This window comes from Duganella sp. GW822-FHT06D06, assembly GCF_058799615.1.
Genome location: NZ_JBXALQ010000067.1, coordinates 1 through 618, shown reverse-complemented (window position 1 = coordinate 618; position 618 = coordinate 1). Strand labels below are relative to the sequence as shown.

1 protein-coding gene is annotated in these 618 nt (G+C 67.8%); it reads left to right on the top strand.

Going from position 1 to position 618, the window contains the following annotated elements; genetic code table 11:
• A partial coding sequence (locus tag AC1RMD_RS31215; RefSeq protein WP_492932757.1) for a condensation domain-containing protein occupies positions 1-618 on the top strand: 618 nt, incomplete at both ends.

Below are 618 nucleotides of genomic sequence, written 5' to 3'. Positions count from 1 at the left end.
GCCGACCGCATGCTCGGCCTGTTCATCAACACGCTGCCGCTGCGCCTGCCGCTCGACCAGCTCAGTGTCGGGCAGGCACTCGCCGAAACCAGCCGCCGGCTCGCCGAACTGCTGGAGCATGAAAACGCCCCGCTGGCGCTGGCCCAACGCTGCAGCGGCGTGCAGGCGCCCACGCCCGTGTTCACCACGCTGCTCAACTTCCGCCACTCGCGGCCGGCATCGGCGTCCGGCCATCCGGACGGACTTGAAGGTATCACCTTGTCGGGCGGCGAAGAGCACACCAACTATCCAGTCACCGTCTCGGTGGACGACCTGGGCGAGGACTTTGCCATCACCGCCCAGTGTGCCGGCGGCCTCGATGCGGCGCGCATGGCAAGCTATCTGCACTGCGCGGTCACGGCGCTAGTGGACGCGTTGGAACACGATGCCACGTTGCCGGTGGCGACGCTGGACGTACTGCCGGCCGACGAGCGCGCACGACTGCTGGTGGACTTCAACGACACCGCCGTCGACTACCCGCGCGATTTGCTGGTGCACCAGCTGTTCGAAGCCCAGGCCACGCGCCAACCAGAGGCGCCGGCCCTGGTGTTCGACGACCAGCAACTAAGCTACGGCGAG